A 25294-nucleotide genomic window follows, 5' to 3' on the forward strand; every position below is an offset into this window, starting at 1 on the left:
AGGAGACCATGCGCGGCATCCTGTTTGCGAGCTTTGGCACGAGCCACGCCGACGCCCAGGCGAGCTGCCTGGACGCGGTGGCCAACACGCTCTTAGAGGCCGAGCCCGACGCCCTGCTCGCCCAGGCCTACACGAGCTCGATCATCCGTCGCGTGCTGCGCGGGCGCGGCCAGGACGTCCCCGACGTGCGGCAGGCGCTCGTGCGCATGGCCGCCGCCGGCGTGAACGACGTGACCGTGCAGCCGGGCCACCTCATGCCTGGCGAGGAGTTCGACAAGCTGCGCAGCCAGGTCGTCGACTGCGCGGCCCTGTTCGACCGTGTCTGCGTGGGCGAGCCCCTGCTGTCGGGCACCGCCGACGCCGAGCGCGTGATGCGCGTGATGGCCGGGCACTACCAGGCCGAACAGGGTCGTGCCGTCGTGCTCATGGGGCATGGCACCGACCGGTTCTCCAACGTGGTGTACGCGGCCATGAACTTCCACGCCATGCTGCTGGGTCGCACCGACCTCTACGTGGGCACCGTCGAGGCGCAGCCCGACCTCGACTGCGTCATGGGCCTTCTGAGCGAGCGTGACTACTCGCGCGTGACGCTCGCGCCCCTGATGCTCGTCGCCGGCGACCACTCGAAGAACGACATGGCCGGAGACGGCGAGGACTCGTGGGCGAGCCGTCTGCGCGCCGCGGGCTACGAGGTGACCTGCAACCTCGAGGGCCTGGGCCAGCTCCCCGACATCCGCGCCATGTACGCCGAGCATGCCCGCGACGCCGAGCGGCTCACGGTCGCCGCGCCGCGCGAGCTCAGGCGAGGGGCGCGCCATGCGGCTTAGTGACGAGCCGGGGTCGGTGGCCGGGGCGCCGAGGCCCCTGGGCCCCGCGCCGTCTGCCGCCGACGACGCGCTCGCCGAGACGCACGCGGCCGGGACCTCGCAGGCAGACGCCGCCGGCAGCCACTACATCTTCAACGGCACGAAGCGCCTGCGCTGCGGCTACACGACGGGCAGCTGCGCGGCCATGGCCGCGCAGGCGGCAACGCGGGGCCTGCTGAGCGGCACCGTTCCTGCGCGCGTGGGCCTCGTGACCCCGAGCGGGCTACGCGTCGACGCCGACGTGCTCGACGCGGCCGTTGCCGAGGACGGTTCGACCGCCCGGGCGGCCATCCGCAAGGACGGGGGAGATGACGCCGACTCCACCGACGGGATGCTCGTCTACGCGCGCGTCCGACGCGGCGCGCGCGCGGAGGGCGAGCCTCGGGTGCGCGTCGAGGGCGGGCAGGGGATAGGCATCGTGCGCAAGCCGGGCCTCGACCAGCCTGTGGGCGCGGCGGCCATCAACTCCACGCCGCGGCGCATGATTGCCGAGGAGGTGACGCGCGCCTGCGACGAGCTCGGCTGCGACGGGGGCATCGACGTCGTCATCTACGCCCCCACGGGCGCCGAGGTGGGGGCAAAGACCTTCAACCCGCACATGGGCGTCGAGGGCGGCATCTCGATCCTAGGCACCTCGGGCATCGTGCGGCCCATGAGCGAGCGGGCGCTCGTCGCCAGCATCGAGCTCGAGATCCGCCAGAAGGCCGCCGAGGGCGCACGCGACCTCGTGCTCGTTCCCGGCAACTACGGGGCCGACCATGTGCGCGAGCTCGCCGAGCTCGACGGCCTCGCAGAAGTCTCGTTCTCCAACTTCCTCGGCGAGGCGCTCGACGCCGCGGCCAACCACGGCTTTCAACGCGTGCTCGTGGTGGGGCACTCCGGCAAGCTCGCCAAGGTTGCCGGCGGCGTCATGAACACGCACTCGCGCGTGGCCGACTGCCGCTGCGAGATCGTCTGCGCGCACGCGGCGATCGCCGGCGCCTCGACGGCCTGCTGCCGCGCGATCATGTCGGCGGCCACCACCGATGCCTGCATGGGGATTCTGGCCGACAAGGGCCTGCTCGAGGCCGTATGCCGCTCGCTCATGGACGCCATCGGCGAGCACATCGACCGCAGGGCCGCAGGAGCCTTCGAGACGGGCGCGATCATGTTCTCGAAACGCTACGGGGAGTTCGGCCGCACGCGCGGCTGCAACGAGCTCATAGCCGCCATGCGCGCCTCGGCCGGCCTGCCGCCCGTTGCCCCCACGCACCCCGCGTTACCTGCCGCGGCCGCACGGTAGGCCACCGGCAGCCCACTCCACACATTCGCGAAAGGATACGCTATGGATACGGTTGAGACCCCGCTCGCGGGCCGCGCGGACGCTGCTGCGGCCGCCGATTCACGGGGTGGCGCCAAGGGGACGTTTTGGGGCGTGGGCGTGGGCCCTGGCGACCCGGAGTTGCTCACCCTCAAGGCCGTGCGCGTGCTGCGCGAGGCAGACGTGCTGGTGGCGCCGCAGACCTCGGGCGGGGGCACCTGCGCCCTCGACATCGCACGGCGCGCCGTGGACCTCAGCGACAAGCGCGTGCTCGAGCTGCGCTTCGAGATGAGCCGCGATGCGGCCGTGCTGCACGCGAGCCACGAGCGCGCGGCCGCCGCCATTGCCTTCGAGCTTGACGCCGGTCACAACGTTGCCATGCCCAACCTCGGCGACGTCTCCATCTACTCCACCTTCAGCTACATGAAGGAGCTGCTGGAGCCTGCTGGCTACGCGGTGGGCATGGTGAGCGGCGTGCCGAGCTTCTGCGCCGTCGCGGCGCGTCTCGACACCACGCTCACGCCCTCGATGACGAGCCCGCTCACCATCGTCCCCTCGGGCTATGGCGAGCTCGCCGAGGCGCTGGCGCTGCCGGGCACCAAGGTGATCATGAAGGCCGGCAAAAGCCTGCCGCGCCTGCGCGATGAGCTCCGCAGCGCCGGGGTCTACGAGCGGACGAGTCTCGTGCAGGACTGCGGCATGCCGAGCGAGGTCGTTGCCGAGAGCCTCGATGACGCCCCGGAGCGCGGTGGGTACTTCACCACGCTCGTGGTGCGGCCGTGAGCGCGCGAGCGAAGCGCATCGCCTGCATCGCGTTCACGCAGGCCGGCGAGCGCCTCGTCAACGACGTCATGGCGACGCTCATGAGCGGCGCGCTCGCGGCAGACCTCGACGAGCCCTGGTGCCACAGCGTCACGGGGTGCTACGGCGAGGGGCACGAGTCGCTCTCCGCCTGGACTGCCTCGCACTTCTCCTCCGACGACGCCCTGCTGTTCGTCGGCTCGACGGGAATCGCCGTGCGCGCCATCGCCGCCCACGTGCATGCCAAGACCTCCGACCCGGCGGTGCTCGTGATGGACGAGGGCGGCCACTGGGTGGTCTCCTTGCTCTCGGGCCACATCGGCGGGGCCAACCGCCTGGCTACCGTCGTTGCGGCCGCCGCCGGTGCCACGCCCGTGATCACCACCGCCACCGACAACCGCGGCCTGTGGGCCGTCGACACCTGGGCCACACGGGCCGGCCTCGCCATCCCCGACCCCCGCGCCATCAAGGCCGTGAGTGGCAAGCTCCTGGCGGGCGGCACCGTGCGCGTGTGGGCAGACGAGGGCGTGCGGCTTGACGGTGCGCCGCCCACGGGCGTCGAGCTCACGCACGACGCCCGCGAGGCTGACGTCGTGGTGTCGCCCTGGGCGGTGCCCGAGGCACCCCAGGGGGCGCTGCGCCTCGTGCCGCGATGCGTGTCGGTGGGCGTCGGCTGCCGGAGGAACATCCCCGAGGCCGCGCTCGAGCGCGGCTGGGTCGGTGCGGCGCAGCTTGACGGGCGCACGCTCGACGAGCGCGCCGTCGTGTCCGTGGGCTCCATCGACCTCAAGGCGCACGAGCCGGGGTTGCTGGAGTTCTGCGCACGGCGTGGCTGGACGCTTGAGACCTGGCCTGCCGAGCGGCTGTGCCAGGTGCCGGGATCGTTTACCGCGAGCGCCTTCGTGTCGAGCGTCACGGGCGTCGACAACGTATGCGAGCGTGCGGCGCTTGTGGGCGGCGGCAGGCTCGTGGTGCCCAAGCGCGCCGGCGGGGGCACCACCTTCGCGCTCGCGCAGCGCCCCGTGTGCTATTCCTTCGACTAGCGCTCCCGGGGTCGCCTCCCCTCGGTTCCTCGGGCGGGAGGGGGCCGCGGGGCATATGCACCCGCTAACTTGACTGACGAGATTGACTGACGAGAGGACGGACACAATGAAGCTGGTACGCGTGGTGGGCATCGGGGCCGGCGGTGCCGAGGGCATGACGTTCGAGGCTCGCGAGGCGCTCGATGCCTGCGATCTCATCGTGGGCTACACCGAGTACATCCGCCTCGTGGAGCCGCTGTTTCCCGGCAAGCCCACGCTGGCTACGCCCATGATGCGCGAGGTCGAGCGCTGCCGCATGGCGCTCGACCGGGCCCAGGAGGGCCAGAGCGTGTGCATGGTGTGCTCAGGTGACGCGGGCGTCTACGGCATGGCGAGCCCCATGCTCGAGCTCGCTGAGGAGTATCCCGAGGTCGACATCGAGGTCGTTGCCGGCGTGACCGCCGCGCAGAGCGGCAGCGCCGTACTCGGCGCCGCCCTCTCGCACGACTTCGCATGCGTCTCGCTCTCAGACCTGCTCACCCCCTGGGAGCTCATCGAGCGCCGGCTCGTTGCCGTGGCACAGGCAGACTTCTGCCTCGCGCTGTACAATCCGCGCAGCAAGAAGCGCGCAGGCCACCTTGCCCGCGCGGCGCAGATCCTCATCGACGCCGGCAAGCCTGCCTCATGCGTGTGCGGCTGGGTTCGCAACATCGGCCGCGAGGGGCAAGAGAGCAGTCTCACGACCCTGGAGGGCCTCAAGACGCTCGACGCCGACATGTTCACGACCGTCTACGTTGGCAACGACCGCACACGCGTGGTCCGCGGCAAGATGGTGACGCCGCGCGGCTACCGTCAGATCGTCGAGTAGGAGGAAGCCATGGAGCAGGCCGAGACGATTGCGCCCGAGCGCTGTGTGTGCATCGCAGGAATGGGCCCGGGCACCTCTTCGCTCATGACGGCCGAGGCCGCCCGCGTGGTGGCCGAGGCCGACATCGTGGTAGGTGCTCCGAGGCTCATCGAGGGGCTTGAGGTGGCCGAGCATGCCCGGCGCGTGCCGGCCGTGCTCTCGGCCGACATCGTGGCGGCGCTGTCCGAGGGCAGCTGGCGGCGCGCCGTCGTGGCTATGAGCGGCGACGTGGGCATGTTCTCGGGCGCCCGTGGGCTGGCTGCGCGCCTGCGCGACGCGCTTGGCGACGTCGAGGTGCGCACGGTCCCGGGCATCAGCTCAATGCAGTGCCTCGCTGCGGCGCTCGAGCGTCCGTGGCAGGGATGGCGCTTCCGCTCCGCACACGGCGTGGAGCTCGACGTGGCTGCGGAGGCCCGAGAGGGCGGCGAGCTCTTCCTCGTGACGGGCGGCGCGCGCACGTCCGTCGGCGAGCTGTGCGCGCGGCTCGTGGACGCCGGCCTGGGCGACGCGCGCGTGAGCGTGGGGGAGCGGCTGGGCTATCCAGAGCAGCGCGTGGTGTGCTCCACGGCGGCCGAGCTCGCGGGAGAGCCTTTCGACACCCTCTCGGTCATGCTCGTGGAGGCTGCGAGCCCCGGTACCTGCGCCGTGGAGGCCGGGTGGCCCTGGGCCACGCCGGGTATCCCCGACGAGCTGTTCGTGCGCGCCAAGGTGCCCATGACCAAGCAGGAGGTGCGTGCGGCCGCCGTCGCGAAGCTGCGCGTGGCGCGCGGCGACACCGTGTGGGACGTGGGTGCCGGCACCGGCTCGGTCTCCGTTGAGTGCGCGCTGCTCTCGCGCACCGGCGACATCTGGGCCGTCGAGCGCAAGGCCGAGGCCACAGAGCTCGTGCGCGAGAACACCCGCCGCTTTGGCCTGTCGAACCTGCACGTGGTTGCTGGCAAGGCGCCCCAGGCGCTCGAGGGCCTGCCCGCGCCCGACGCCGTCTTCGTGGGCGGCTCGGCCGGCACGCTCGCCGAGGTGCTCGCGGCCGCCCGTGCGGCCAACCCGCGCGTGCGCGTGTGCGTCTCTGCCATCACGCTCGAGACGCTGGCCCACGCCACCGAGCTGCTCGCGGGTGCGGGGTGGGAGGGCTTCGACGCCGCGCAGGTCCAGGCCTCGCGCGCCGACAAGATCGGTCCCTACCACCTCATGCGCGCGCAGAACCCGGTGTTTCTCGTGAGCGCCCAGGGCGTCGCGGACGCGCCTGAGGCTGGCGGGGAAGCGCGGGGTGCCGCCTCGGCTGTTCCTGCCGAGGGCCAAGGGTCCCCAGAGGGGGTGTGCGCATGAGCACGAGCTGTGCGAGGCTCATGCTCGCCGCCGCCGCATCGGGCTCGGGCAAGACGACGCTCACGTGCGGGCTCGTGCGGCTGATTGCGCGTCGCGGCCTCTCGGTGGCCGCGCTCAAGTGCGGGCCAGACTACCTCGACCCGACGTTCCACCGGCGCATGGCCGGCGCCCAGACGGGCAACCTCGACCTGTTCTTCTGCGACGAGTCGCGCGTGCGCTCCCTGATCGCGCGCGACGCAGTGGGTTGCGACATAGCGGTGCTCGAGGGCGTCATGGGCTACTACGACGGCATCCTGGGCGAGGGGGTGCGTGCGAGCAGCTACGACGTGGCGCGCGCCACCTCCACGCCGTGCGTCCTGGTGCTCGACGCCCGTGGCGCCTCGGTCTCGCTCGCGGCTCAGGTGAAGGGGTTTGCGACGTTTCGCACCCCCTCACAGGTGGCGGGCGTCATCCTGAACCGCTGCACGAAGGCGGTCTACGACGTGCTCGCCCCCATGATCGAGGCCGAGTGCGGCGTGGCCTGCGTGGGCTACGTGCCCTCAGACGAGCGCTTTGCCCTCGAGAGCCGCCATCTGGGGCTCGTTGACGCCGATGAGGTGGCAGACCTCGCCGCGCGCGTGGACGCCCTGGCCGACACGCTTGCCGAGACGCTCGACGTGGAGCGCCTGCTCGCGCTCGCGACCGAGGCTCCGGCCATGGCCGAGCCCCCGTTTGTGGCGGAGCCCGTGACGGACCGCTCGCCCGTGGTGGCCGTCGCGCGCGACGCCGCATTCTCGTTCTACTACACCGAGAACCTCCGACTGCTCGAGGACCTCGGCGCGCGCGTCGTGGCGTTCAGCCCACTTGCCGACGAGGCGCTCCCGGAGGGCACGTGCGCGCTCTACCTGGGCGGCGGCTACCCCGAGCTCCATGCCGCGCGCCTAAGCGCCAACGCGGCGATGCGCACGGCCCTGCGCGAGGCCATCGCCTCGGGGCTCCCGACCGTTGCCGAGTGCGGCGGCTTCATGTACCTGCAGGAGTCGCTCGAGGATGCCGAGGGCGCGGCCTGGGACATGGTGGGTGCCCTGCCGGGGACCTGCGCCAACGAGGGCAAGCTGCGCCACTTTGGCTACATCGACCTCGATCCTCGTGGCGACGGCCTCATCGCGCGGGCGGGAGAGCGCCTGCGCGCCCACGAGTTCCACTACTGGCACTCGACGCACGAGGGCGACTCCTTCGTGGCCTCGAAGCCCGGGCGCGCCCGGCGCTGGGACGCGGCCGTGAGCACGGCCACGCTCTATGCGGGCTATCCGCATCTCTTCTGGCCGGCAGATGCGGCGCCGGCCGAGCGCCTCGTGCGGGCGGCAGCGCTCTGGCAGGAGCGCCGGGGCGGTGGGGCGGCATGACGACGATACTCGCCCTCGTCATCGGCTTTGTGCTCGACGCCGTGTTCGGCGACCCGCGCTGGCTGCCGCACCCGGTGGTGCTCATGGGGCGTGCGATCAGCGCCCTCGAGCCGAGGCTGCGCGCAGCCTTCCCGTCCACGCAGCGCGGCCTGCGCGCGGCTGGCAAGGTGCTGGTCGCCATTCTCGTAATCTCGACGTTCGTGCTCACGAGCGCCGTGCTGTGGCTCTGCGGGCTCGTGAGCCCCTGGCTGCGGCTTGCCGTGGAGAGTTGGCTGTCGTACCAGGCGCTTGCCGCGTGCGAGCTCAGGCGCCAGACCATGGCCGTGCGTGCCGAGCTGCTGCGCGGCGACCTGCCAGCCGCCCGCAAGGCGGTCTCGATGGTGGTCGGGCGCGAGACCGCCCGCCTTGACGAGTCGGGCGTGGCCCGCGCGGCCGTCGAGACGGTCGCGGAGAATGCGAGCGACGGCGTCATTGCGCCCCTCGTATTCCTCGCCGTGGGCGGGGCGCCGTTGGGCCTCGCCTACAAGGCCGTGAACACCATGGACTCCATGATCGGCTACAAGAACGAGCGCTACCTTGACTTTGGCCGCGCAGCCGCCCTCACCGACGACGTCGTGAACTGGCTGCCCGCGCGCTTTGCCGGCGTCTGCATCGTTGCCGCCGCGCCCCTCGCGGGCCTCGACGGCGCGGGCGCCCGCAGGGTGTGGCGCTCCGACCGCCACAAGTCGGAGAGCCCCAACGCCGCCCAGACCGAGTCGGCCATGGCAGGTGCCCTGGGCATCCATCTCAACGGCGACGCCACCTACTTTGGCAGGGTTGTCCACAAGCCGCAGTTGGGCGTGGACACGCGGCCCATCGAGGCAGACGACATCAGGCGCGCCGGCCGGCTCATGTACGTGGCCTGCGTACTCGCGCTCGTCGTCTGCGCCTGCGCGCGCATGGCCGTGCTCCTTGCCCTCGGACGCATGTGAGGTGTGACGTGACAACAGGATCAGTCATAGGCTCGCCCGATGCGCGCGTGCTCGAGGCGCTTCGCGCCTCCGGCGCGCTCGGCAGCGCCGAGGTGGTCCCCGGGGAGCTCGGGCACGTGCGTGCGGGCGAGTCGTGCGCGGCGAGCGGGTTCGGTGCTCCGGACACCGGGCAAGGTGGGGGCGAGCTCGTTACTTCGGCTGCCGGACAGGCCTCGGCCGAGCTTGTTGCCTCGGCTGCCGGGCGTCCTTCGATGCCGCTCACGGCGCACGGCGGCGCCGTGGCGGAGTACGAGGAGCGCTTTGGCACCGCACCGCTTGACTTCTCTGCCAACGTGAACCCCTTTGGCATGGCCCCTGCGGCCCTGCGCGTCGCCCGCGAGGCGCTTGCGCAGGCGACGGCCTACCCCGACCCGGAGAGCCGTGAGCTCAGGCGCGCCCTCGGCGCTCACCTTGCGCTCGAGGCGTCCTGGGTGCTGCCCGGCAACGGTGCGGCCGACCTCATCTGGCGCCTCGCGGCCGCCCTGAGGCCCCGGCGCGCGCTCGTGTTGGCACCCACCTTCTCGGAGTACGAGCTCGCGTTGCGTGGCTCGGGCTGTGGAGACATTCGCCACTATGCGCTCTCGCGTGAGGCGTGCTTCGTGCCCGACGAGGGCCTGCTCGAGGCGGTTGCGGGATGTGACATGGCCTTTGTGTGCAACCCGAACAACCCCACGGGCGTGACGGCTTCCACGGGCCTGCTCGAGCGCCTTGCGCGACGCTGCCATGACATAGGGTGCGTGCTCGTCGTGGACGAGTGCTTCAACGGCTTTCTGGACGACCCAGACGCCCACACGCTGCGGCCCCTCCTCGGCGAGCTCGACAACCTTGCCGTGCTCTCGGCGTTCACGAAGCTCTACGGCATGCCCGGCCTCCGCCTCGGCTACCTGCTGAGCTCAAACGAGCGCCTGCTTGCGCGCGTGCGTGCCGCCGGCCAGGCCTGGCCGGTCTCCAACGTGGCGCAGGCAGCCGGCGTGGCGGCGCTTGGGGAGCGCACGTGGGTCGGGCGCACGCGCGCGGCCGTCTCCCGGGAGCGCGCGCGCCTGCGGGCGGAGCTTGCTGGTCTTGGCCTTGCGGTGCTACCGGGTGAGGCCAACTACCTCTGTTTTTCCGGGCCTGCCGGCCTGTACGAGGCCATGGCCCAGCGCGGCGTCATCATCCGGGACTGCCGTGCCTACGAGGGCCTCGACGAGGGCGACTACCGCGTCGCGGTTCGTCTGCCCGACGCCAACGACCGACTCGTGCGCACCCTGCGCGACTCGCTCGGGGCGCTGTACGCCAAGCAAGACCCGTGCGACCGGGAATCGTCGCGCAATACAGACCCGCCACGCAACCAAGACCCGTCACCTGAGGAGGGATCGCCACATGCCTAGGGCAAGGTCGATCATGGTCCAGGGGACCATGTCCAACGCCGGCAAGAGCGTGCTCGTGGCCGGCCTGTGCCGCATCTTCAAGCAGGACGGCTATTCCGTCGCCCCGTTCAAGAGCCAGAACATGGCCCTCAACTCTGGCGTCACCGCAGACGGCCTCGAGATGGGGCGCGCCCAGGTCATGCAGGCCCAGGCATGTGGCATCGAGCCCGAGGTGGGCATGAACCCGGTGCTGCTCAAGCCCGAGAGCGACCGCGGCAGCCAGATAATCGTCGAGGGCAAGCCTGTTGCCACGATGCAGGCCACCGATTACTACCGCTACAAGGGCCGCCTCAAGGCCGGCATCCAGCACGCCTACGACGACCTTGCGGAGAGGTTCGACATCGTCTGCATCGAGGGCGCCGGCAGTCCGTCGGAGATCAACCTGCGCCAGGACGACTTCGTCAACATGGGGCTCGCCCACATGGTGAAATCTCCCGTGCTGCTTGCCGGCAACATCGACCCGGGCGGCGTGTTCGCCCAGCTCTATGGGACCTACGAGTTGCTTGACGAGGCCGACCGCTCGCTCGTGAAGGGGTTCGTGGTCAACAAGTTCCGCGGCGACGTGGGCATCCTCAAGCCGGGTCTCGTCGATCTCGAGCGCCTGTGCGGTGTTCCCGTGCTGGGCGTCGTGCCCGTGATGCCGCTCGACCTCGATGACGAGGACAGCCTCTCGCAGCGCCTCGAGGCCTCGCGGGGCGGCTCTGGCCTGCTCGACGTCGCGGTGCTGCGCCTGCCTCGGCTCTCTAACTTCACGGACTTCAACCAGCTCCAGCGCCATCCCCTCATCAACCTGCGCTACGTTCAGGAGGCCAGAGAGCTTGGGCGTCCTGACCTCGTGATCCTGCCGGGCACCAAGAGCACCATGGCCGATCTCGCAAGCCTGCGCGAGCGAGACCTCGACGCCTGCGTTCGCGCGCTTGCCGAGACGGGCACACTGATTATCGGCGTTTGCGGGGGCTATCAGATGCTCGGCCAGCGCCTACTCGACCCGCAGGGCGTGGAGGGCGGCGGCGAGGCCGAGGGCCTGGGCCTGCTTCCCTGCGAGACCACGTTTGCCGGCGACAAGTCGCTCACGCGCGACGTCGGCCACCTCGACCTCGCTCCCTCGAGTGCGTTTGCCCCGCTTGGCGCCCTTGCCCTCACGGGTTACGAGATCCACATGGGCCGCACGAACCTCGCGCCGGGCGCCGTAACGGACGGTTGCGTGCGCGCGGGTGACCAGCGCTGCGTGGGATACGTCGCGCAGAACGTGCTCGGCACCTACCTGCACGGCTTCTTTGACGCCGACGGCGTGGCCGACGCGCTCGTCAACCTCATGCTCGCCCGCCGCGGCCTGCCGGGCGTCGCGGCCATGAGTGAGCCCTCTGAGGCCTATCGCGAGCGGCAGTTCGACCTTCTGGCCGACGGCCTGCGCAACGCGCTTGACATGGAGGCGGTCTATCGCATCCTGGAGGAGGGCGTATGATCCACGTCTACTGCGGCGACGGCAAGGGTAAGACCACCTCGGCCATGGGGCTGGCCCTGAGGGCCCTCGGGCGGGGCTGGCCCGTCGCGATTTGCCAGTTCCTCAAGGACGGCACGAGCGGCGAGATGGGGATGCTCGAGCGTGAGGGCGCGTGCGTGTTCCACGTGACGCCACCCGCCAAGTTCACGAGTCGCATGAGCGCGGCCGAGCGCGAGGCCACGCACCGGGAGCACGATGCCAATCTGCGCGAGGTCATCGACCTCATGCAGGACGGCCATGCGCGGCTGGTCGTGCTTGACGAGCTTTGCGCCGCGCTGCGAGCCGACCTTGCGAGCCCCGAGCTTGTGCGCGAGGCCCTCGCCCTGGCCGCGAGTGCCGAGGAGGGACCCGAGCTGGTCGTCACCGGTCGCAACCCGCCCGAGTTCGTGCTCGACGTGGCCGACTACATCACTGAGATGCGCTGTGTCCGCCATCCGTTTGAGCATGGCGTCGTGGCGCGAGAGGGAGTTGAGTACTAATGGCAAAGGAGAACCTTGCAAGCGACGTCGCCGGGCGCCCTTCCGACATCGAGTCGCGCAGCTTCGAGACCATCACGCGAGAGCTCGCCGAGATGGGCAAGAGCGTAGACCCCGCCGTCGCGCACGTGGTGAAGCGCGTCATCCACACGACGGCCGACTTCAGCTTCGCCGATACGCTCGAGTTCAGGCCGGGTGTCGAGGTGGTGGCAAAGACGACGGAGGCGCTAGCCGCAGGCGGCGTCACGATCGTCACGGACACGAACATGGCACTCGCCGGCATCTCGAAGCCCGCGCTCAAGAAGCTGGGCGATACCGCCCTGTGCTACATGGCAGACCCCGACGTGGCCGCGGCCGCGAAGGCCAACGGGACCACACGTGCCGTGGCGAGCATGGACAAGGCCTGCGAGCTCGAGGGACCTGTCATCTTCGCCATCGGCAACGCCCCCACGGCGCTGCTGCGCATCCGCGAGCTGGTGGAGGCCGGCCACCTCGACCCGCTGCTGGTGGTTGGCGTTCCCGTGGGCTTCGTCAACGTGGTCGAGGCCAAGGACGAGATCGCTGCGAGCGGCATGCCCTCGATCCTTGCCCGTGGCCGCAAGGGCGGGTCGACGATCGCAGCGGCCATCATGAACGCCATTCTCTACAAGGTCACGCGGGCATGATGCGCCGAGCGGTGTTTGCGGGGACTTCGGAGGGGCATGAGCTGCTTGCCCTGCTTTCGCGTCATGGCATGCCGGCGACGGCGTTCGTGGCGACCGAGTATGGCGCCGAGCTCATCTGCGACCTGCCGGGCATCGAGGTCCGCCAGGGTCGGCTCGACGCCGACGAGATGCGCGTGGCGCTCGCCGGCTTTGACGTGGTGGTCGACGCGACGCATCCCTATGCCACGGTCGTGAGCGCCAACCTGCGCGATGCGGCCCGACTCACGGACACGCGCTACATCCGCCTGCTGCGTCCCAGCTCCCTTAACGAGGAGCTTGCAGACGCAGACGCCCCGCGCGTCATCGAGGTCGCCGACGCGCAAGAGGCGGCCGAGCGGCTCTCAGAGCTCGACGGCGGAGTGCTGCTCACGACGGGGAGCAAGGACCTCCCCATATACACGCAGGTACGCGACTATGAGGAGCGGCTGTTCGTGCGCATCCTGCCTGTCGCTTCCGGTCTGGAGCGCGCGCTTGCGCTCGGGTATCCCGCCAAGCACATCATCTGCATGCAAGGCCCCTTCTCGCGCTCCCTCAACGTGGCCATGCTGCGTCAGGTTGACGCGCGTTGGCTGCTCACCAAGGACACTGGCGCTGCGGGCGGTCTTCCCGAGAAGCTCACGGCGGCCCACGAGGCTGACTGTGGCGTTGTCGTAATCGGGCGCCCCGACGCCAACGAGCGCGGCATCAGCGTGTCGGAGGTCTTCGAGCTCCTGAGCTCGCTCACTTCGAATTGCTGCTGACAGCAGGATGGCCGATTCCGCAACAACTTCGCGTGTGAATACCGGAGTCTGCCCCTATGTAATGGAAGGGCTAACTCCAGTTTTCACACGCGGAGTTCATTTCGAGGCGTAGCCTCGAAAATACTGCTCAAGCAACGGCTATAGGCACCCTATTCAGACGCATGGCCTTGCAGCTTATCGGTCTAGGGTTCAAACCAGAAGCGCCGCCGTCCTGTGCTCGTAGGGCGGCGGCGCTTACGTCAGAAGCTCCCGTGTTGAGGGGGGGGGTGTCCGTTGTGGCTACCCTGCGGATAGCCCTAGGCGTATCTCAAAACGGCAGATGGCCTACGCGCCCATCTGCTGCGCCTGGGCGCAGGTGATGGCCACGACGCCCACGATGTCGTCGGCGCTGCAGCCGCGCGATAGGTCGTTCACCGGGCGCGCGATGCCCTGGAGCAGGGGGCCATAGGCGTCGGCACCAGCGAACCGCTGGACAAGCTTGTAGCCGATGTTGCCGGCGGCGAGGTCCGGGAACATGAGGACGTTGGCGTGGCCGGCAACCTCGGAGCCCGGCGCCTTGGACGCGGCGACGGTGTCCACGATTGCGGCGTCGAGCTGCAGCTCGCCGTCGACGGCCAGCTCGGGGGCCTTCTGCTTCGTGAGCTCGGCGGCTTCCTTGGACTTGGCGGCGGAGTCACCACCGGCGGAGCCCTTCGTGGAGTAGGAGAGCATGGCGACCTTCGGCTCGGCGCCCACGAGGTTGCGGAACGAGTCGGCGGAGGACAGCGCGATCTCGCTCATCTCCTCGGCGGTCGGGTTGATGTTGAGGCCGCTGTCGGCGAAGATCAGCGTTCCGTTCGCGCCGAACCCCGGCGTCTTGGTGCACATCACGAAGAAGGCCGAGACGAGCTTGGTGCCCGGGGCGGTCTTGAGGATCTGCAGCGCCGGGCGCAGCGTGTTGGCCGTGGAGTGGCAGGCGCCGGAGACCAGGCCGTCGGCGTCGCCCATCTTGACCATCATGGTGCCAAAGTAGGTGTTGTCGTTCATCTGCTCGCGGGCCTGCTCGATGGTGACGCCCTTCTTGGCGCGGAGCTCGGCGAACTTGGCCGCGTAGGCCTCGCGCTTATCGGAGGTCTTGGGGTCGACGACCTCGACGCCGTCAACCTGGACCTCGTCGGGGTTGCCCAGGATGATGAGCTTGGCCAGGCCCTCGGCCACGATTTGCTTGGCTGCCTCGATGGTGCGCGGGTCCTCGCCCTCGGGAAGGACGATGGTCTTGACGTCGCGCTTGGCGGCATCCTTCATGCGCTGCAGGAAATCGCTCATTTCGCTCCTTTTTTGTGTTCTTTGGCGTCGTGTGGCGCCGTGTCACATTATAGGTTTGGCTGAGATAGAATTTCTGATGATATTTGGAGGACGCACGTCCCCGTCAGGGCGGAGGCGTGCGTCTTCTTGTGGTACCTGCAGGCGACCGAGAGGATTCAAATTGAGTATCACATGCGGACTTCCCGCTGGCTTCAACGCCGATTCGTACGACATGCTCGTTGTCGGCGCGGGATATGCGGGGTCGGTCTGCGCTCGGCGCCTCGCCGAGGCCTGCGGCTGGCGCGTCGCCGTGTTCGAGCGCCGCGACCACATCGCCGGCAACGCCTTCGACTACGTCGATGACGCGGGCATCCTCGTGCACAAGTTCGGCCCGCACATCTACCACACCCAGAGCGACCGCGTGCACCAGTTCCTCTCGCGCTTCACCGAGTGGACCGACTACCAGCACAAGGTGCTCGCCAACATCCACGGCCAGCTCATGCCGGTGCCCTTCAACCACCAGAGCCTCAAGCTCGCCTTTGGCGAGCAGCGCGGCGAGGCCCTCTACCAGAAGCTCGTCGACACCTTCGGCGAGAACAAGAAGGTGCCCATCCTCGAGCTGCGCGAGAAGAACGATCCCGACCTCAAGGAGGTTGCGGACTACGTCTACGAGAACGTCTTCCTCCACTACACGATGAAGCAGTGGGGCACCTCGCCCGACCAGGTCGACCCGTCCGTCACGGGCCGCGTGCCGGTGTTCGTGGGCGACGACGACCGCTACTTCCCGCGCGTGGCACACCAGGGCATGCCGGCCGAGGGCTACACCAAGATGTTCGAGCGCCTGCTCGACCACGACCTCATCGACGTGTTCCTGAACGTCGACGTGCGCGACATCATGACCGTAGACGAGGACTACGCCAAGGTCATGGGCAAGCCCTACGGCGGCGAGATCGTCTACACGGGCCCGCTTGACGAGCTCTTCGGTCTCGACCTCGGCGCGCTTCCGTACCGCACGCTCGACATGGTGTTCGAGACCCTGCCGGTCGACCAGTTCCAGCCGGTGGGCACGGTCAACTACACCACGAGCGAGGACTTCACGCGCATCACGGAGTTCAAGAACATGACGGGCCAGGTGGTGCCGGGCAGGACCACCATCATGAAGGAGTACTCCAAGGCCTACACGCCGGAGAGCGGCGAGACCCCCTACTACGCGATCCTCGACCCGGAGAACAAGGAGCTCTACGGCAAGTACCTCGCCCGCGTGAGCCGCCTCACCAACTTCCACCCGGTCGGCCGCCTCGCGGAGTACCGCTACTACGACATGGACGGCGTCACGGCGAGCGCCCTCAAGCTGTCCGACGAGCTCGTCTCGGCGCACAACTAGAAGCTTCCGGCTCACCCAAGGAGACTCAGAGCATGAGCGACATGGGCAAGACCATAACCTTTGGCATTCCCTGCTATAACTCGGCTGCCTACATGGACCACTGCATCTCGTCGATCATCGAGGGCAGTGGCCATGCCGACGACGTGCAGGTGATCATCGTCGACGACGGCTCGACTAAGGACGACACACTGGCCAAGGCGCTTGCCTGGCAAACGCGCTACCCCAACATCGTGAAGGCCGTGCACCAGGAGAACGGCGGCCACGGCATGGCGGTGCTCAAGGCGCTCGAGAACGCGGAGGGCACCTACTTCAAGGTTGTCGACTCCGACGACTGGCTCGACGGCGAGTCGCTGCGCAAGCTCCTCGACACGCTGCGTGGGTTCATCTACAAGGACCTGCGCGTTGACCTCGTGATCTCCAACTACGTGTACGAGCACGTGGAGGACGGCACGCACAAGGTCATCGACTACCGCTACGTTCTACGTCGCAACAAGGTGCTGACCTGGGACAAGATCGGCCACTTCAGCATGTCGCAGAACCTGCTCATGCACTCTTTGTGCTACCGCGTGGACGTCCTGAGAGACGGCGGCGTGCCGATGCCGGCTCACACGTTCTACGTGGACAACATCTACGCCTACGTGCCGCTTCCGCGCTGCAAGACGCTCTACTACCTCGACGTCGACCTCTACCGCTACTTCATCGGCCGAGATGACCAGAGCGTGAACGAGAAGGTGATGGTGAGCCGCATCGACCAGCAGCTGCGCGTGACCCGCATCATGATGGACGCGTACCACCTCTACGACGACATCGAGAGTCCAAAGCTTCGCAGCTACATGGTGGGGTACTTCACGCTTATGATGGCCGTGTGCTCCATCTTCTCGCGCATGTCAGACAAGCCTGACGCGATTGACAACTGCGAGGAGCTGTGGCGCCACCTCAAGGCGTACGACAAGCGGATGTATCGCCGCGCGCGTATGGGCGTGGTGGGCATCGCCACTAACCTGCCGACCAAGGTGGGGGAGAAGTTCACGCTGGGCATCTATCGCGTGGCTAGTAAGCTGGTCAAATTCAATTAGGGGTTTCTGGAGGGCGCCCGGCTGGCGGCATGTCCGCGTCGGGGCTCAGGCAGCTGGTAGGGGGTGTTGTGCGTGCGCACAAAACCCCCTACCAGAACACGCCCGGTGCGGTCATGCTACCGCGGGGCGTCTCACATGGGTAACGCGGGCTTCTGTGGCGCGTGGTGTGGATACGTTTGGTTGGGCGGATTCCTTGCTCAGGGAGGCCTCTTTTCTAGGGCAGCACGAGTGTCCCCTTCGATGGCCTTGCTCGCAGGTTCTGCCACTTTGGCCAGCTTCTTGCTGCGCCAATTTCCAGGTTGCTGGTCACGGGGGCTGATTTACCGTTGCTTCTTGCCCGAAGGGCCTTCCTCTAGTCTGATTCTCTGGCCTTTCGAATGCGGAAAAGGGCACTGTTTGGGCTCGCGGCCACCCATAATTTAAATTAAGCCAGTGCTTGGGCGCTCGCTGGAAGTAATCTGGCCGCCATCAAGCAGGGTCAATCGACCCTCGTGACCACCAACGAGCTCACGTAGTGAGCAAGCAGGAGCAATCTCATTGAATAATCTCGCTCCAGCCCTCAAAAGAAGCAAAGTAAGCTGCTGAGGGGAGCGTGCGGGGCCGGGTCACGTCTTCCTGAGCGAGCATTTTCCTCAGCGCGAAGCGCAAGGATGCGAGCGAAGAAAGACGTTACCCGGCCCCGCACCCGCAAGCCTAGTTGTGGACGACCACCACGTCGCCCACCTTGCACAGCCCGTACAGCTCCTTGGCCTTCTCGGGCGGGAGGTTGATGCAGCCGTGGCTACCATTGGTCTCGTAGACGGTGCCGCCAAATTTGCTGCGCCAGCTCGCGTCGTGGAAGGCCCAGGCGTTGTCGATGAAGGGCATCCAGTAGTCGACGTAACTGATGTAGGAGGGCTGGCCCGTCTTGGAGTCGATGCCGCCCGTGAGCTTGACGTGGTCGCTGTCGCGGTTGGAGTTGAGCACGAAGACGCCGCTCGGCGTGTCGTAGTTCTTGGAGTGGTCGCCGCTCACGAAGTCGGTCTCCCAGATGATGTTGCCCGAGTCGTCGTAGAAGCGGGCATGCTGCTCGGAGAGGTCGACGTCGATGTAGCGGTTGCCCCAGTCGCGCTTGCCCGCATCGGGTACGGCGCTCGCGGTCTGCTTGGTGGGGATGTCCACGGCCGTGGTGGAGCCGGCCTCGATGGCGGAGGTGAGCTGCGTCACGAGCGCGGCCTCGTCGGTGGTCCAGCCGTAGTAGTTGCCGTAGTGCGAGTCGCTCGCCGGCACGGAGACCTGCTTGCCGTCGGGGCGCGTGTAGGTACGCGCCTGGGCGACCGTGTCGTACTTGGCGGCGACGTTGTCCTTCACCCACGCGGCGAGTTTCGTCTGGTCAAGTGTGGCGTTGTTGTTCTCGTCGAGGGTGATCCAGTCGGCAATCTGCGCCCTAGTGACCTCGCCGGCGGCGGCCCCGCCCAGTGTGAGGGGGATGTCTGCCGTCAGGAACTTGTTGGCGTTCTTCGCAGCCGTCTGGAGGGTCTCGTCGGTCGAGGCCACCTTGGGCTGGACGAGGGCGCTGTCGTCCACGGTGATGCGCGAGGGCAGGCTCTTGATGTCGTCGGAGACCTGGCTCACGAGCGCGTCGAGGTCGACGGCGGTGCCGGCCTTCTCGGGAACGACCTGGTACTGGTTCGTGGCGGAGTCGAACGCGATGGTGGCGTCCGTGGGCTGGGTGGCCTTCTCGTTGTATGCGTTGACGACCTCCTCGAAGACGCTGCGCAGCTTGTCCTCGTCGAAGGTGGCGCCGGACTGGGCGGAGATGTCGTGCGTCCGCACGATCTCGAGCGGCCAGGCCCAGGCGTTGATCTGCCCGAGCGTGCCCTTCTCGTAGGCGGCCTCGTCGAACGAGAGGCCGATGTCCGCGCCCTTGACCGTGTAGTCGAGCCCGTCGCCCGAGACGTTCACCTGGTAGGTGGCCACCTTGGAAGAGTAGGCCGAGCTCACCGACGAGGCAAACTTGAGCGAGACGTCCTGGCCATCGAGCGTGGTGCGCGGCAGGAAGATGAACGAGAACGCGGCGACGCCCGCGAGGTACACGACGGCGACGACCGCGGCGATGACGCCGACTGCGATGGCGGCGGTGCGGCCGCCCGAGCTCTCCCGATGCGGGGCGGCGTGACGCCCGCGAGCCCTGTTGTTCTGTGCCATGGTTCCCCCTCGGCCCGAAGGCCCATGAAAGCGCGCGTGGCGCGCGCCGAGTTCTTTGCAGTATCGTACCCTATGCCGAACAAATGGATGGGTCGCAGTGGCATCTGTCTGCGTTTTTTGGGGAGTGGTGGCATGGGCGTCATCTACGTGGACTCTGCGGACGACGAGCGGCTTGACGCCTACGTCCGCCTGACCGACCGACAGCTGCGAAGCCGCCTCGAGGCGAACTCCGGCGTGCTGGTCGCGGAGTCCGAGAAGGTCGTTCGCGTGGCGATACGGGCGGGGCTCAGGCCGCTGTCGCTGCTTCTCGAGAAGCGACAGGTCGAGTCGATGGCGGCGCTCGTCGGTGAGGTCGAGGCCGCGGGGTCCGGCGGCGTCGTGCGGGAGCGGGCGGGGCACCTCACCATCGAGGAGGTGCCCGAGGTCCCGGTCTACGTGCTGCCCCACGAGGAGATCTCGCGGCTCGTGGGCTTCAACGTGACGCGCGGCGTGCTCTGTGCGATGCGGCGGCCCGCCGAGCGGGCTGCGGCCGACGTGCTCGCGGGCCTTCCGGAGGCGCGGCGCGTGGCAGTCTTCGAGGGCGTGACCGACGCCACGAACGTGGGTGCGGCCTTTCGCAGCGCCGCGGCGCTCGGGGTTGACGCGGTGCTGCTCACGCCCACGTGCTGCGACCCGCTCGTGCGGCGCGCAGTGCGCGTGAGCATGGGCACGGTCTTCCAGGTGCCCTGGGGCCGCTTCGGCGCGTGGCCGGCGCGCGGGGGCGAGGCGGATGGCCTGGGGCTTCTCGGCGTGCGCGGGTTCGCCACGGCGGCGCTCGCGCTTCGCGACGACTCGCTCTCGCTGGGAGACGCGCGCCTCCGGGACATCGAGCGGCTGGCGATGGTGTTCGGGACCGAGGGCGACGGGCTTGCGGGCTCCACGATCGAGGCGTGCGACCTCACGGTTCGCATCCCGATGATGCATGGGGTGGATTCCTTGAATGTGGCGGCGGCGAGTGCCGTAACCTTCTGGGAGCTCTGTCGATGACGCGGGGCGCGCGGAGGCCCAGCCGCGAGCGCGCGATCATACTCGCCCGAAGGGCGGGCTCGAATATGTTCGCCCTGCTCGCGGCAAGGCCTCCGCGCGCCTTCGTCGGCAGGGGCGGGTCCCGACCTTCTTTATCTTCTCGCCCGATGCAATTAGATACCTTTTAGTGTTAGCTTTCTTGTGCTCCTTGTGATGCCTGACGATGCCTGACATAAGAAGGCTGCGTTGGGTATGCTCGAAGACATGACGTCGCCGGGAGGAAGCGACGAAACCGACTAGAGGAACGGGAATGGACGACAAGAAGAAGCGACAATCGATGATCTTGTACGTGATCATCGCGATCGCGGCCATCGTGGCGCTCAACTCGGTGGTGTATCCAAACATGCAGCGCGCCACCGTGAAGGACGTCTCGTACGACCAGATGCTCGACCAGGTCGACGAGGACCAGGTGGAGAAGCTGGTCTTCAACACCGGCAGCAACCAGATCACGTACACGCTCAAGGACGAGGCCAACGTCACCTACCGCACGACATACTTCCCCAACGACAATACGCTGGTGGACCGCCTCAAGCAGCATAACGTCAACTTCTCCGCGAAGCAGGAGGACCAAAGCTCGGGACTCTGGCTCTACTTCCTGCTGTCGTACGGGTTGCCCATCATCATCTTCGTGGGCATCGGCTGGTGGCTCAACCGACGTATGAAGAAGGCCATGGGCGACGACGGCCCCTCCATGAGCTTCGGCTCTGGCTTTGGCATGGGCGGTGGCCTCGGCAAGTCCAGCGCCAAGGAGGTCAAGGGCGAGGAGACCGGCGTCACGTTCAAGGACGTCGCCGGTCAGGACGAGGCCAAGGAGTCGCTCGAGGAGATCGTGAGCTTCCTCAAGAAGCCCGAGAAGTACAACGAGATCGGCGCCCGCTGCCCGCGCGGCGCGCTGCTCGTGGGCCCTCCCGGCACCGGTAAGACCCTCATGGCCAAGGCCGTCGCCGGTGAGGCGGGCGTGCCGTTCTTCCAGATCTCGGGCTCGGAGTTCGTGGAGATGTTCGTGGGTCGTGGCGCCGCCAAGGTGCGCGACCTCTTCAAGCAGGCCAACGAGAAGGCCCCCTGCATCGTCTTCATCGACGAGATCGACGCCGTGGGCAAGAAGCGCGACATGTCGATCAACTCCAACGACGAGCGCGAGCAGACGCTGAACCAGCTCCTCTCCGAGATGGACGGCTTCGACAACCACAAGGGCATCGTGGTGCTCGCCGCCACCAACCGCCCCGAGACGCTCGACCCGGCCCTGCTTCGCCCCGGCCGCTTCGATCGCCGCATCCCCGTGGAGCTTCCCGACCTCACGGGTCGCGAGGCCATCCTCAAGATCCATGCGAACGACGTGAAGATGGAGTCGGGCATCGACCTGGGCATCGTAGCGCGCTCCACGCCGGGCGCCTCGGGCGCCGACCTCGCCAACATCATCAACGAGGCCGCGCTTCGTGCCGTGCGCAACGGCCGCAAGCGCGTGACGCAGGAGGACCTGCTCGAGAGCGTCGACGTAGTCATCGCCGGCGAGAAGAAGAAGTCCACCGTCCTCTCGCCGCACGAGAAGGAGGTCGTGGCCTACCACGAGACCGGCCACGCCATCGTGGCGGCCACGCAGAAGGGCACGGCACCCGTCACCAAGATCACGATCGTGCCGCGCACCTCGGGCGCGCTCGGCTTCACCATGCAGGTCGAGGAGGACGAGCACTTCCTCACGACGCGCAACGAGGCCAAGCAGAAGATCGCGACGCTGTGCGGCGGTCGCGCGGCCGAGGAGCTCATCTTCGGCGAGATGACGACCGGCGCCAGCAACGACATCGAGAAGGCCACGCAGATCGCGCGCGCCATGGTGACCCAGTACGGTATGTCCGACAAGTTCGGAATGGTGGCGCTCGGCCAGCAGCGTAGCCGCTACCTGGGCGGCGGCCAGGAGCTCACCTGCTCCGACGGCACCGCGCAGGAGGTCGACGCCGAGGTGGAGCGCCTCGTGGAGGAGGGGCACCAGGCGGCGCTCAAGATTCTGCGCGACCACCGCTTCAAGCTGCACGAGATCGCGCACTACCTGCAGAAGAAGGAGACGATCACGGGCGACGAGTTCATGAAGATGTTCACCCGCGACGACGGCTTCGCGCCTAACCTGCCGAAGGTCGAGGGGTAGCGCTTACTGCAAGTTCGAACGGAGGCCCCGGCCGCAAGCACGCAGACATACTCGCCCAAAGGACGGGCTCGAATATGTCTGCTTAGCTTGCGGCCGGGGTCTCCTGCCTGTTGCGGGGGCTTGCCGCGGCGTCAGCGGCGGGTTGGCGCGAATCGTCGCTGGTCCGCGGGGGGGGCTTCTGTGGGGGGTTGGGAGTCCCCCATTAATGAGCGTGCCCGGTTGGCTGTTTTGGGCCTTTTGGAGGCGGGAAGGCGGATTTCCGGGCACGCTCAAGTTATGGTGATGGCCCTGGGGTCTGTCTGATGCTACGCCCCGGCCTAGCCGCGCTCGGGGAGCTCGCCGGTGCGGTAGGCGTCGAGCAGGGCCGTGAGGTCGTCGATCTGGCCGCGGATGTGGGCGCCGGTGTCGGTGTCGGCCACCATGAGCGGACGCTCGTTCACCTCGAGCTGGTCGTCATCGGAGTAGATGTCGCCGCGGTCGGCCACCACGTCAACGATCGAGTCGAACGGGCGGTGGGCCTTGATGCGCATCCCGCGCGCGTCGACGATGAGCGTGTAGCCGGCGATGCCGGTCTTGTGGTGGTAGGCGCGGCAGAACCCGCCGTCGATGACGAGGCGCTTGCCGCCGCCTCGGATGGGGCTCTCGCCATGGCTGCTCGCCACGGGGGTGTGGCCGTTGATGATGTGGCGGAGCGGGCCGTAGAGCCCAAACTCGGCGAGCACGTGGTCGCAGACGTCGGGGCGGTTCGTGAGCTCGAAGTAGGGGTCCTGCTCCTCGACCCAGGTGCTCTTGTCGACCACGAAGGCGCGCTCGAACGTCTTGATGTTGCGGCCCGACAGCGGCGACCCCAGACCGCACCACAGGTACCACATCCAGTCAAGCAGCTCCTCGGAGCGCTCGTGCCAGGCTCGACGGGCCAGGCGCTCGCAGGCGTCAAGGTAGGCGCGCCCCGCGAGGTGGCGGTTTTCGCCCATGCGGATGGGGCGGAAGCTGCCGTCCTCGCGCATGGGCACGCAGCCGTGGAACAGCAGGTTTCCGTTGTAGGCCAGATACATCGTGCCCTGCTCGTAGAGGAAGGCCACGTGGCGCTGAAGCCGGCGGCTGTGGGTGAAGCTCTCCACGAGGCTCGACATGACGTGGCGCTCGGCGGGCGTGAGCTCGTAGGGGTCGTTGGTGTCGAGCGTGGGGAAGTCGCGGGTGGTGAGGTCGTAGTTCTTGCCCGAGATGCAGACCTTGCCGTGCGGGCCGTGGGAGAGGTCGAGCTTGTCGAGCAGCAGGCGGTCGGCCATGTCGAACTCGGGGTGGCGCTGGATGAGCTGGCCCTGAAGCTTGAACATGATGACCGAGATGGCCTTCTCGACGGGGGAGAGCACGTCCTCCTTGGCGTAGGTCTCCTCGGCGAAGAGCGCCAGCTCGCGTAGCGCGATGCCGTAGGAACCCTCGAGGATGTTGAGGGTGTCGTAGTGGATGGCGTTCCTCACCACCGTGGCGATGCAGGCCTCGGAGCCGGCCGCCGCGCCCATCCAGCAGACGTCGTGGTTGCCCCACTGGATGTCGAGCGAGTGGTAGGCCATGAGGCGGTCCATGATGACGTCGCCGTGGGGGCCGCGGTCGTAGATGTCGCCTACGACGTGCAGATGGTCGACGGCAAGGCGCTTGATGAGTGCCGAGAGCGAGCGGATGAAGTCGCAGACGCTGCCCGTCTCGAGGATGGACTCGATGATGCGCTCGTGGTAGACGTGGCGGTCGGTCTGCTCGCCGCCGCTCGCGTGGAGGAGCTCGTCGATGATGTAGGCGTAGGCCACGGGCATGGCCTTCCTCACCTTGGAGCGCGTGTAGGCGTCAGAGAGGTAGCGGGCGAGCTCGATGAGCTGCATGAGGGCCGTGCGGTACCACGTGGGCGTGTCCAGGCGCTGCTCCTTGACGCGCTTGAGCTTCTCGTCGGGGTAGTAGATGAGGGTGCAGAGCTCGGCCTGCTCGCCGGCGGTGAGCTTGTGGCGGAAGACCGTCTTGACGCGCTCGCGGATGACGCCCGAGCAGTTGTTGATGATGTGGTCGAACTGCTGCGAGTCGCCGTGGACGTCGGAGATGAAGTGCTCGGTGGCCTTGGGCAGGTTGAGGATGGCCTCGAGGTTGATGACCTCGGTGTAGACGGTCTGACAGGTGGGGAACTGCTCGGAGAGTAGGCTCAGGTACTTCTCCTGTTGCCCGGCCATCGAATCTGAGCGCATGGTGACTCCCGTCTGCCTGGTCGCCGTGGCGGCCGGGCGCTCGTCTATGTGCGGCAGGTCCGTGTGGGGACGGCCACGTCTTGTGCGTGCTCCGGTCTTGTGGGTGTGATATTAGCCGTTAGCGTCGCTTTTCCGCCGCACGGAAAGCCCGTTCGCCGATGGGCATCAATTGACCACAGATGAGAGGTCAAGTTTGCTCTTCTACGTGACTGGAGGATGGGACTGCACGGCGTGCTTCTGGTGAGCGCGCGGCTCATGGTCCGAGGCTGCGCGTCGCCTGTGTTCTATTTGGGTGCCTTGGGCCCGAGACGGAGCTTTTCGCGGGCGGTTCGTCGGGGGAGGCTTGCTCGTCGGGCGGCGCTCGGGGGAAGTGTTGGTCTCCGGCCCGCAGCCGATGTGCATCTTTGACGTATTTGAATGCCTTGGTAGTCGGGCCCGGCTGTTGCGGTGCGGTTTGCGCGGATTTGAATATTCAAA

Annotated in this window: 20 protein-coding genes; 17 read left to right on the forward strand and 3 right to left on the reverse strand. The window is 67.9% G+C overall.

Annotated features, from left to right (window positions below; translation table 11 throughout):
• Positions 1-8: 8 nt before the first annotated feature.
• The 13 genes from EFAMC1_RS00945 (at position 9) to cobK (ending at position 13450) form a co-directional block, all read left to right on the forward strand.
• Complete coding sequence (locus EFAMC1_RS00945) at positions 9-827, forward strand: sirohydrochlorin cobaltochelatase (RefSeq protein WP_154052473.1); 819 nt, start codon at positions 9-11, stop codon at positions 825-827.
• A complete protein-coding gene (cbiD, locus tag EFAMC1_RS00950; RefSeq protein ID WP_154052474.1) occupies positions 817-2148 on the forward strand; it encodes a cobalt-precorrin-5B (C(1))-methyltransferase CbiD in 1332 nt (443 codons plus the stop codon). The genes EFAMC1_RS00945 and cbiD overlap by 11 nt, the downstream gene beginning before the upstream one ends.
• A gap of 42 nt (positions 2149-2190) precedes the next feature.
• Complete coding sequence (cobI, locus tag EFAMC1_RS00955; protein ID WP_154052475.1) at positions 2191-2949, forward strand: precorrin-2 C(20)-methyltransferase; 759 nt, start codon at positions 2191-2193, stop codon at positions 2947-2949.
• On the forward strand, positions 2946-4010 hold the full coding sequence (locus EFAMC1_RS00960; protein ID WP_154052476.1) for a cobalt-precorrin 5A hydrolase: 1065 nt from the start codon (positions 2946-2948) through the stop codon (positions 4008-4010). Before cobI ends, EFAMC1_RS00960 begins: the two co-directional genes overlap by 4 nt.
• 106 nt (positions 4011-4116) lie before the next feature.
• A complete protein-coding gene (gene cobJ, locus EFAMC1_RS00965; RefSeq protein ID WP_154052477.1) occupies positions 4117-4857 on the forward strand; it encodes a precorrin-3B C(17)-methyltransferase in 741 nt (246 codons plus the stop codon).
• 9 nt (positions 4858-4866) lie between these two features.
• Positions 4867-6222, forward strand: coding sequence for a precorrin-6Y C5,15-methyltransferase (decarboxylating) subunit CbiT (gene cbiT / locus EFAMC1_RS00970; RefSeq protein ID WP_154052478.1), 1356 nt, complete (start codon positions 4867-4869; stop codon positions 6220-6222).
• Positions 6219-7607 carry a cobyrinate a,c-diamide synthase gene (locus EFAMC1_RS00975; protein WP_154052479.1) on the forward strand — a complete coding sequence of 463 codons (1389 nt, stop codon included), beginning with the start codon at positions 6219-6221 and terminating at the stop codon, positions 7605-7607. The genes cbiT and EFAMC1_RS00975 overlap by 4 nt, the downstream gene beginning before the upstream one ends.
• A complete protein-coding gene (gene cbiB, locus EFAMC1_RS00980; protein WP_154052480.1) occupies positions 7604-8578 on the forward strand; it encodes an adenosylcobinamide-phosphate synthase CbiB in 975 nt (324 codons plus the stop codon). Before EFAMC1_RS00975 ends, cbiB begins: the two co-directional genes overlap by 4 nt.
• A gap of 8 nt (positions 8579-8586) precedes the next feature.
• Positions 8587-9987, forward strand: coding sequence for a pyridoxal phosphate-dependent aminotransferase (locus tag EFAMC1_RS00985; RefSeq protein ID WP_222838602.1), 1401 nt, complete (start codon positions 8587-8589; stop codon positions 9985-9987).
• Complete coding sequence (locus EFAMC1_RS00990) at positions 9980-11491, forward strand: cobyric acid synthase (protein ID WP_154052481.1); 1512 nt, start codon at positions 9980-9982, stop codon at positions 11489-11491. Before EFAMC1_RS00985 ends, EFAMC1_RS00990 begins: the two co-directional genes overlap by 8 nt.
• Complete coding sequence (locus tag EFAMC1_RS00995) at positions 11488-12009, forward strand: cob(I)yrinic acid a,c-diamide adenosyltransferase (RefSeq protein ID WP_154052482.1); 522 nt, start codon at positions 11488-11490, stop codon at positions 12007-12009. Before EFAMC1_RS00990 ends, EFAMC1_RS00995 begins: the two co-directional genes overlap by 4 nt.
• Positions 12009-12671 (forward strand): precorrin-8X methylmutase, encoded by a 663-nt coding sequence (locus EFAMC1_RS01000; RefSeq protein WP_154052483.1) that lies wholly within the window; start codon positions 12009-12011, stop codon positions 12669-12671. Before EFAMC1_RS00995 ends, EFAMC1_RS01000 begins: the two co-directional genes overlap by 1 nt.
• A complete protein-coding gene (gene cobK, locus EFAMC1_RS01005) occupies positions 12668-13450 on the forward strand; it encodes a precorrin-6A reductase (protein ID WP_154052484.1) in 783 nt (260 codons plus the stop codon). Before EFAMC1_RS01000 ends, cobK begins: the two co-directional genes overlap by 4 nt.
• A 324-nt stretch (positions 13451-13774) precedes the next feature.
• Here the strand turns inward: cobK and pta are convergent, their stop codons facing one another.
• Positions 13775-14755 carry a phosphate acetyltransferase gene (pta, locus tag EFAMC1_RS01010; protein WP_154052485.1) on the reverse strand — a complete coding sequence of 327 codons (981 nt, stop codon included), beginning with the start codon at positions 14753-14755 and terminating at the stop codon, positions 13775-13777.
• A gap of 160 nt (positions 14756-14915) precedes the next feature.
• Between pta and glf the strand changes: the two genes are divergently transcribed.
• On the forward strand, positions 14916-16118 hold the full coding sequence (gene glf / locus EFAMC1_RS01015) for a UDP-galactopyranose mutase (RefSeq protein ID WP_154052486.1): 1203 nt from the start codon (positions 14916-14918) through the stop codon (positions 16116-16118).
• A gap of 41 nt (positions 16119-16159) precedes the next feature.
• Entirely contained in the window at positions 16160-17194 is a 1035-nt protein-coding gene (locus EFAMC1_RS01020; RefSeq protein ID WP_154052494.1) for a glycosyltransferase family 2 protein, read from the forward strand.
• A gap of 693 nt (positions 17195-17887) precedes the next feature.
• On the opposite strand, the gene EFAMC1_RS01025 is transcribed toward EFAMC1_RS01020, so the two are convergent.
• Entirely contained in the window at positions 17888-19381 is a 1494-nt protein-coding gene (locus tag EFAMC1_RS01025; protein ID WP_154052487.1) for a L,D-transpeptidase family protein, read from the reverse strand.
• Between the two features lie 132 nt (positions 19382-19513).
• Between EFAMC1_RS01025 and EFAMC1_RS01030 the strand changes: the two genes are divergently transcribed.
• Both EFAMC1_RS01030 and ftsH read left to right on the forward strand, forming a co-directional pair.
• Positions 19514-20407, forward strand: coding sequence for a TrmH family RNA methyltransferase (locus tag EFAMC1_RS01030; protein WP_154052488.1), 894 nt, complete (start codon positions 19514-19516; stop codon positions 20405-20407).
• Between the two features lie 289 nt (positions 20408-20696).
• On the forward strand, positions 20697-22586 hold the full coding sequence (gene ftsH, locus EFAMC1_RS01035; RefSeq protein ID WP_261981698.1) for an ATP-dependent zinc metalloprotease FtsH: 1890 nt from the start codon (positions 20697-20699) through the stop codon (positions 22584-22586).
• Positions 22587-22903: 317 nt separating this feature from the next.
• Here the strand turns inward: ftsH and EFAMC1_RS01040 are convergent, their stop codons facing one another.
• Positions 22904-24817 (reverse strand): fructose-1,6-bisphosphatase, encoded by a 1914-nt coding sequence (locus tag EFAMC1_RS01040; protein WP_154052489.1) that lies wholly within the window; start codon positions 24815-24817, stop codon positions 22904-22906.
• Positions 24818-25294 lie beyond the last annotated feature (477 nt).

The organism is Olsenella uli (assembly GCF_901212675.1).
Classification (GTDB): Bacteria; Actinomycetota; Coriobacteriia; order Coriobacteriales; family Atopobiaceae; genus Parolsenella; species Parolsenella uli_B.

What these genes read in the sequence shown, in the direction of transcription:
- EFAMC1_RS00945 (WP_154052473.1), top strand. Translation starts at nt 9, where the DNA reads ATGCGCGGCATCCTGTTTGCGAGCTTTGGCACGAGCCACGCCGACGCC.
- cbiD (WP_154052474.1), top strand. Translation starts at nt 817, where the DNA reads ATGCGGCTTAGTGACGAGCCGGGGTCGGTGGCCGGGGCGCCGAGGCCC.
- cobI (WP_154052475.1), top strand. Translation starts at nt 2,191, where the DNA reads ATGGATACGGTTGAGACCCCGCTCGCGGGCCGCGCGGACGCTGCTGCG.
- cobJ (WP_154052477.1), top strand. Translation starts at nt 4,117, where the DNA reads ATGAAGCTGGTACGCGTGGTGGGCATCGGGGCCGGCGGTGCCGAGGGC.
- cbiT (WP_154052478.1), top strand. Translation starts at nt 4,867, where the DNA reads ATGGAGCAGGCCGAGACGATTGCGCCCGAGCGCTGTGTGTGCATCGCA.
- EFAMC1_RS00975 (WP_154052479.1), top strand. Translation starts at nt 6,219, where the DNA reads ATGAGCACGAGCTGTGCGAGGCTCATGCTCGCCGCCGCCGCATCGGGC.
- cbiB (WP_154052480.1), top strand. Translation starts at nt 7,604, where the DNA reads ATGACGACGATACTCGCCCTCGTCATCGGCTTTGTGCTCGACGCCGTG.
- EFAMC1_RS00990 (WP_154052481.1), top strand. Translation starts at nt 9,980, where the DNA reads ATGCCTAGGGCAAGGTCGATCATGGTCCAGGGGACCATGTCCAACGCC.
- EFAMC1_RS00995 (WP_154052482.1), top strand. Translation starts at nt 11,488, where the DNA reads ATGATCCACGTCTACTGCGGCGACGGCAAGGGTAAGACCACCTCGGCC.
- EFAMC1_RS01000 (WP_154052483.1), top strand. Translation starts at nt 12,009, where the DNA reads ATGGCAAAGGAGAACCTTGCAAGCGACGTCGCCGGGCGCCCTTCCGAC.
- cobK (WP_154052484.1), top strand. Translation starts at nt 12,668, where the DNA reads ATGATGCGCCGAGCGGTGTTTGCGGGGACTTCGGAGGGGCATGAGCTG.
- pta (WP_154052485.1), bottom strand. Translation starts at nt 14,755, where the DNA reads ATGAGCGATTTCCTGCAGCGCATGAAGGATGCCGCCAAGCGCGACGTC.
- EFAMC1_RS01020 (WP_154052494.1), top strand. Translation starts at nt 16,160, where the DNA reads ATGGGCAAGACCATAACCTTTGGCATTCCCTGCTATAACTCGGCTGCC.
- EFAMC1_RS01025 (WP_154052487.1), bottom strand. Translation starts at nt 19,381, where the DNA reads ATGGCACAGAACAACAGGGCTCGCGGGCGTCACGCCGCCCCGCATCGG.
- EFAMC1_RS01030 (WP_154052488.1), top strand. Translation starts at nt 19,514, where the DNA reads ATGGGCGTCATCTACGTGGACTCTGCGGACGACGAGCGGCTTGACGCC.
- ftsH (WP_261981698.1), top strand. Translation starts at nt 20,697, where the DNA reads ATGGACGACAAGAAGAAGCGACAATCGATGATCTTGTACGTGATCATC.
- EFAMC1_RS01040 (WP_154052489.1), bottom strand. Translation starts at nt 24,817, where the DNA reads ATGCGCTCAGATTCGATGGCCGGGCAACAGGAGAAGTACCTGAGCCTA.